General features: G+C 70.9%; 7 protein-coding genes and 1 rRNA gene. 3 read left to right on the forward strand and 5 right to left on the reverse strand.

Annotated features, from left to right (window positions below):
- Together AB0881_RS35380 and AB0881_RS35385 are read right to left on the reverse strand one after the other, a co-directional pair.
- Positions 1-89: ribosomal RNA gene (locus AB0881_RS35380) — 16S ribosomal RNA — on the reverse strand; the annotation flags it as partial.
- Positions 90-633: 544 nt separating this feature from the next.
- Complete coding sequence (locus AB0881_RS35385; protein WP_366624239.1) at positions 634-1,059, reverse strand: VOC family protein; 426 nt, start codon at positions 1,057-1,059, stop codon at positions 634-636.
- Between the two features lie 938 nt (positions 1,060-1,997).
- Between AB0881_RS35385 and AB0881_RS35390 the strand changes: the two genes are divergently transcribed.
- A complete protein-coding gene (locus AB0881_RS35390) occupies positions 1,998-2,297 on the forward strand; it encodes a CD225/dispanin family protein (protein ID WP_366624241.1) in 300 nt (99 codons plus the stop codon).
- A complete protein-coding gene (locus AB0881_RS35395; RefSeq protein WP_366624243.1) occupies positions 2,297-2,689 on the forward strand; it encodes a DUF2752 domain-containing protein in 393 nt (130 codons plus the stop codon). The genes AB0881_RS35390 and AB0881_RS35395 overlap by 1 nt, the downstream gene beginning before the upstream one ends.
- A gap of 1 nt (position 2,690) precedes the next feature.
- Here AB0881_RS35395 and AB0881_RS35400 read toward each other — a convergent pair whose 3' ends face one another.
- The 3 genes from AB0881_RS35400 to AB0881_RS35410 form a co-directional block, all read right to left on the reverse strand.
- Entirely contained in the window at positions 2,691-4,076 is a 1,386-nt protein-coding gene (locus AB0881_RS35400; RefSeq protein WP_366624245.1) for a nucleobase:cation symporter-2 family protein, read from the reverse strand.
- A 96-nt stretch (positions 4,077-4,172) separates the two neighbouring features.
- The gene (locus AB0881_RS35405; RefSeq protein WP_366624247.1) at positions 4,173-5,024 is read right to left on the reverse strand and encodes a crotonase/enoyl-CoA hydratase family protein; all 852 of its coding nucleotides are present in this window, start codon (positions 5,022-5,024) and stop codon (positions 4,173-4,175) included.
- 40 nt (positions 5,025-5,064) lie between these two features.
- Positions 5,065-5,553, reverse strand: a complete 489-nt coding sequence (locus AB0881_RS35410) for a metallophosphoesterase family protein (protein WP_366624249.1) — start codon at positions 5,551-5,553, stop codon at positions 5,065-5,067.
- A 181-nt stretch (positions 5,554-5,734) separates the two neighbouring features.
- On the opposite strand from AB0881_RS35410, the gene AB0881_RS35415 reads away from it, so the two are divergent.
- Positions 5,735-6,250, forward strand: a complete 516-nt coding sequence (locus AB0881_RS35415; RefSeq protein ID WP_366624251.1) for a hypothetical protein — start codon at positions 5,735-5,737, stop codon at positions 6,248-6,250.
- The last annotated feature ends 22 nt before the right edge of the window (positions 6,251-6,272 follow it).

Genomic DNA, 6,272 nt, shown 5'->3' on the forward strand with positions numbered 1-6,272 from the left:
GTACCCCCGAAGGGGCCTTTCCGCTCGACTTGCATGTGTTAAGCACGCCGCCAGCGTTCGTCCTGAGCCAGGATCAAACTCTCCATTAAGGTCCATGCGACCAGCCCGCAGGGGCGAACCCGCGAACCGGCCAAACCTCGAAGAAAATCCCAGCAAAACCACAACCCCCAACAGGGGTCGTGTATTTGCCTCAAAGAAATCCCCGGCCACCGAACAATCAGTGGCCACGGGGTGGTCCGGTCACCAATGAACCGGACCGATAAAGGCACTGGCTTTTAACACGCTGTTGAGTTCTCAAGAAACGGACACTCACCGTACCGGATCCGCTTTCGCGTTTCCCGCCCCGGGGCGACTTTTCTTACTTTATCAGATCCGCCCGGTCTGTCAATTTCGGGCTTTTCCGATTGCCGTTCTGGTTCCGCTTGCGCGGTTCCTTCCGGGCGATGTCTCTATTTCATCAGATTCGGCTCGTTTGTCAAAACGGCGCCTTTTCCGATGCCCACACTCATGCGGGCACGGCGGAGCCGTACCGGCCTGAACTGAGTGGGATACCCCCTGATCCGGCCGCCATGCACGATGGCGTCACGTTCCTCAAGGGACGAGGAGTGAACTTATGCGGTCCTGGCGGGTACGTCAAATCGGCGCGCGGCTCAGGGCTCGGGGTCCTGCATCAGGGCCCTCGGGGTCCTGCATCAGGGCCAGGGTGGCGCCTGCCGGGTCCTGGATGACGCAGTACGCCCCGGGGCCCTCGCCCTTGGGGCCCGCGATGACGTCGCCGCCCAGCTCGCGGGCCTTCTCGACGGCCGCGCCGAGGTCGTCCACTGAGATGTACGGCATCCACCGGGGCGGTAGGTCGGCGTTCTCCCCCGCCTTCTGGCAGACGCCGGCGACAGGGGCGCCGTCGTGGCCGGTCATGAAGTAGTCGTCGGCGTCGTCGTAGTTCTCGCCGGTCCGCAGGCCTTGGACGCCCCAGCCGATCACGGCGGCGTAGAAGTCACGGACCTCGGGTGCGTTGGGGACCGTGAGGTCGAGTCCGACGAGGCTGCCGGGTCGTGTCATGGCTCCGCTCCTAGCGTGCGTCGATCGTTCGTTGGCGCCAGTGTTCTTCCAGGTCATCCAGGCGGCCGCGCGTGGGCCGAAGGCGGCGAGGCTGCAATGGAGGGTGCCCGGTTCGAGGGTGACAAACAGCAGCCCTCGTCGAGTTCGTCCACCGTGGCGAGAAGGTCCTTGGCCAGTCAAGTCAGGACGATCCGGCCGGAGAGCGCCTCGCCGGGGGGTCGATCTCGTGCCGGTGCCGGTGCCGCGGGGATGGCTCCACGTTTCGGGTGCGCTGGCCACGATGCGGGGCCGCGCCTTCGGGAGTCTGGCAGGTTGTGGCGGGCGGCGATCGTCCGCGTCGCCGTCGCCAACTCATTCAGGAACTCGACCATCGCGTCCGGGGAGGCGGGGTCGGTGTCGAGTTCGAGGGTGAACGTGGCGAGCGGCCAGTCGGCGGCCGCGGCGCGCTCGCGCAGGGCCGCCGCGTCGGCGGCCAGGTGGGAGGCGGCGGCTTACAGGTGGGAGCTGGAGTGGCGGTCCCGGCGATCGTGCGAATGCGACGCTCGTCCATCAGTTTCGAGTCGGCCTAGGCGCTCCAGCTCGCGCAGGTGGTGGTTGATGCGCTGCCGGGGTAGGTCGAGGCGGCTGGCGGGGTTCGCTGGTCGAGGGGGATTCGGTGCGGCGGGGAGAGGGGCGCGGTGCCGGGCGGGATGCGCTCGGTGCCCGGGGCAGGTGACTGATTTGTCGCGTATTCACCGGGTTTCACGGTTGTCCCGGTGGACCTGCGGGAACGTTCTGGTCACCCGGCCGTCCCCGACCACACGAGGAGCCGCAGACGGGCGGCCGGACGGCACCGCTCGGTGGTTGCCTGAAATGGCCGTTATCCAGGGATTCCACAAACGCCCCGCATGAGAGATCGTTCGAGCACCGGCCGATTCGCATGCTTCGGAGGTTGACCTGTGAGCTACTACACGCCGCCCGGCGCGGGCGGCTACCCGCAGTCCTCGCCGCCCCCGCCCAACAACCTGGTCTGGGCCATCCTGACGACCATCTTCTGCTGCCTGCCCGCCGGCATCGTGTCCATCGTCTTCGCGGCGCAGGTCAACTCCAAGTGGCAGCAGGGCGACTACCAGGGCGCCCAGAACGCCTCCAAGAACGCCAAGACGTGGGCGATCGTCTCGGCCGTCGCGGGGGTGCTGTTCGGCATCGTCTACGGGATCATCATGCTGGTCGCGGCCTCGGAGACCTCCACCTATTGATGCGCAGGCTCGCGGCGCCCGGCGGCGTGCTGGCCCTGGCCGCCGCCGTGGTCGCGTTCGTCGCCGTCGTCGACCCCAACGCGGAGGGCACGTACCCGTCCTGCCCGTTCCTGGCGCTCACCGGGCACCAGTGCCCGGGGTGCGGAGCGCTGCGGACGCTGCACGCCCTCGCCCACGGGCGGGTCGGTACGGCGCTCGCGCTGAACGTCCTGGTGGTGGCGATGCTGCCGCTGCTGGCGTTCTTCTGGGCACGGTGGACGGCCGCGCGGGCGCGCGGCCGTCCGGTACGGACGAGGGCGGGCGATCCCCGGCTGATCTGGGCGCTGTTCGCCGGGGTGGTGGTCTTCTGGGTGGTGCGCAACCTGCCGTTCGGGGCGTTCCTCGCGGCCTGAGTCAGGCGGCGGTGGACGGCTCGGTCGCCGGGATCTCCTCGGGTCCGGGCGGGGGCGTGCGGGTGAAGACGTTGAAGACCAGGTTGAGGATGATCGCCGTGAGGCTGCCCAGCGTGATGCCGCTGTCGAGGACGGCGGCGACGTCGCGGGGCATGCTCTCGCCGAAGTCCGGGAGCGTGGTGGGCAGCAGCGCCATGCCGATGCTGATGGCGACGATCAGCGAGTTGCGCTCCTGCCGCAGGTCGGCCTGGGCGAGGGTCTGGATTCCGACGACCGCGACCGTTCCGAACATGGCGATCGCGGCGCCGCCGAGGACGTCCGGCGGGATGGCGGCGACGTAGGCGGCGGCCTTGGGGAACAGGCCGAGGATCATCATGATCACGCCGGCCGCGACGACCACGTAGCGGCTGCGCACGCCGGTGAGGCGGACGAGCCCGACGTTCTGCGCGAAGCAGGTGTACGGGAACGCGTTGAGCGTGCCGCCGAGGAACGTGGACACGCCGTCGGCGCGCAGCGCGCGGGTGATGTCGTCGTCGGTGACCTCCTTGCCGACGATCTCGCCGGTGGCCTTGGAGTCGCCCACGGTCTCGACGACGGTGACCATCATCACCAGCATCATCGCCAGGATCGGGCCGATGTGGAACGTCGGCGTCCCGAAGTGGAACGGGGTGGTGACCCCGAGCCAGGCGGACTCGCCGACCTGGCCGAAGTCGGTGTCGCCGAGCGCGAACGAGACGAGCGTGCCGCCGACCAGGCCGAGGAGCACGGCGATGCTGCTGATGAACGGGCGGCGCAGCCGGTACAGGACGAGGATGAACAGGAGCGTTCCACCCGCGTACCCGAGGTGCTTCCAGCTGCCGAAGTCCTTGGCGCCGGCGCCGCCCGCGGCGTCGGTGATGGCGTTCGGAAGCAGCACCAGGCCCATGATCGTCAGGACGGTGCCGGTGACGACCGGCGGGAACAGCCACAGGACCTTGCCGAGGAACGGCGCCAGCAGGAGGATCAGCAGCCCGGCCGTCATCGTGGCGCCGTAGATGGCCAGCAGCGCGGCGGTGCCGCTCTCCGCGCCCTGGCCGATCGCGATCATCGGCGCGACCGCGGTGAACGTGACGCCCTGCACGATCGGCAGCCGGACGCCGACCTTCCAGAATCCGAGGGACTGGATGATGGTGGCGATGCCGCAGGTGAACAGGTCGGCGTTGATCAGGTAGATCAGCTGCTGGTCGGACAGCCCGAGCGCCCCGGCCAGCAGGATCGGGATGACGACCGCGCCCGCGTAGAACGCCAGGACGTGCTGGAAGCCGTACAGGGCCAGCCGGGGGACGGGGAGCACCTCGTCGACGGGATGCGTGTCGACGGGGTGCTTGCGTGGACTGTCGTCGGCCATGCCTGTGTCGTGCCTTCCGCAATGGCGCCCCGCGTGCGCGGGGCGGGAGCCTGCCGTGCGAGCGGCCCGATCCGGTGGCCGGAGCCCGCGCCGTCGCTAGGACTGCGGGTCGGCGAAGACCGGCGGCCGCTTCTCGAAGTAGGAGCGTACGGCCTCGGCCTGGTTGGGCGTGCCCCGGAGTCCGCCCAGGGCGCGCGACTCCTCCAGGAGCTGTCCGGCCTGGTCGTGACCGTCGGTGGCCCGGTTGAGGAGGCGCTTGGCGGCGCGGATCGCGTCCGGGCTGCGGCCGGCGATGTCCCGTGCGAGCGCCATGGCGGCCTCCCTGGGGTCCTCGGCGGTACGGGTCGCCAGGCCGAGCCGGACGGCCTCCTCGCCGCCGACCGTCCGGCCGGTGAACGTGAGCTCCTTGGCGACGTCGTCCCCGACCAGGCGGACGAGCGCGGCGGTGCCGGTCATGTCGGGCACCAGGCCCCAGCGGATCTCCAGTACCGAGAGCTTGGCGTCGGGGGCGACGATCCTGATGTCGGCGCCCAGCGCGATCTGGAGGCCTCCGCCCAGGGCGTGCCCGGCGACCGCGGCGATCACCGGCTGCGGCAGCTCGCGCCAGACGTGCACGGCCTGCTGCCCGAGGTTGGTGATGCGGCCGGGCTCGCGGGCCATGATGTCGGCGGTCAGGTTCCTGACCCGGTCGGACGGCCCGGCGCCGGCGCCGGCGCCGCGCTCCCCGGCCATGGCGGCGAAGTTGGCGAAGTCGAGCCCGGCGCAGAACGAGCGGCCCTCGCCGGACAGGACGACGGCGCGTACCGCGGGGTCGGCGGCGAGCCGGTCGCCGGACTCGGCCAGCGCCTCGAACGTGGCCAGGTCGAGGGCGTTCAGCTTGTCGGGGCGGTTGAGCCGGACGTCGGCGACGCCGTCGCCGTCGATCCGCACGGTGACGCGTTCGGTCATGGGGGGCTCCTCGGCTCGGGTCCACCCGGCCCGGCCGGGCTCAGGTGACGGACACGATCTCGGCGTTTACCAGACGCCCGTCCCGGATGTCGAGGAGCCCGATCGTCCCGTGCGGCTGCCGGCGCCGGTCGGTGGGCGAGCCCGGGTTGAAGATCCGCAGGCCGAGCGCCTCGTCGGACTCGTCGAGCGGGATGTGGGAGTGCCCGAAGACGACGAGGGCGGCCGCCGGGAAGCGGCGGCGCATCCGGGCGAGCCGGCCCTTCGCCTGGCCGCTGTCGTGGATCATCGCGGCGGGGAGCCCGTCCAGGTCGAGTTCGAGGGTCTCCGGGGCGCCCCACTCCGCGACGTCTGGCCCGTCGTTGTTGCCGAGAACGGCGCGGACCGGGGCGTACTCCGCCAGTTCGGCGAGCACGCCGGCGGTGCACACGTCGCCCGCGTGCAGGATGAGGTCCGCTCCGTCCAGGTGCGCCGCGACCGCGGGCGGGCAGGACTTCCAGCGCCGGGGCGCGTGCGTGTCGGAGATCGCCACCACTCTCACACCCCAGGTCTACCCCGGGACGCGGCGCGTACCGGACGGTTCACGACGCGTGATTTAGCCACTCCCGACCCCGGACTCAGGTCGGAAACAACTGTAAGCGCCGAGTCACTTCACCTCGTTGACCTGCGGAGTTACCGTCGAATCCCCACCTTGGCATCCAACAGGGATGGCGATGGACGAGCGCGCGGCACGGCACGGCGGGTCCGGACACCGGACCACCGTCAGCTTCGACCTCGACGTGCTCCTCACCCTGATGCCCGCGCCGGGCGCCGACGTGCCGCTGGTGTTCCTGGACGACGGGGCGCACACGCCGGCACCGGACGTGCGCGCGGGCGGCGAGCCGGTGAACGCGCTGGTGGCGGCCTGCCTGCAGACCGGGCTGGGCCTGGTCACCGACGCGGAGGATCTGCTGGTCCCGCTGGTGCCGGGCTGGCGGGCGGCGCTCGACCGGTGCGGCACGTTCACCGTGCGGAGCCCGCGCGACGAGCCGTCCCGGCCGTTCTGCCGGGTGGACCGGCTGACCGTTCCGCCGGGTTGGGCGCCCGCGGCGTCCCGGCTGGGGTACCTGGTGCTCTTCGCGGGGTCGATCGCGATCGCAGGGAACGCGGCGACCGCCGATCTGCGGCTGCGCTCGGCGGCGGAGAGCGGGCTGCTGGCGACCGGCGCCATCCGCTACCGGCCGGGCTGAGCCCGGCCGGCCGGCCCCGCCG

The sequence above is a fragment of the Spirillospora sp. NPDC029432 genome (genome assembly GCF_040703975.1).
In the GTDB taxonomy this organism is placed as follows: Bacteria; Actinomycetota; Actinomycetes; order Streptosporangiales; family Streptosporangiaceae; genus Spirillospora.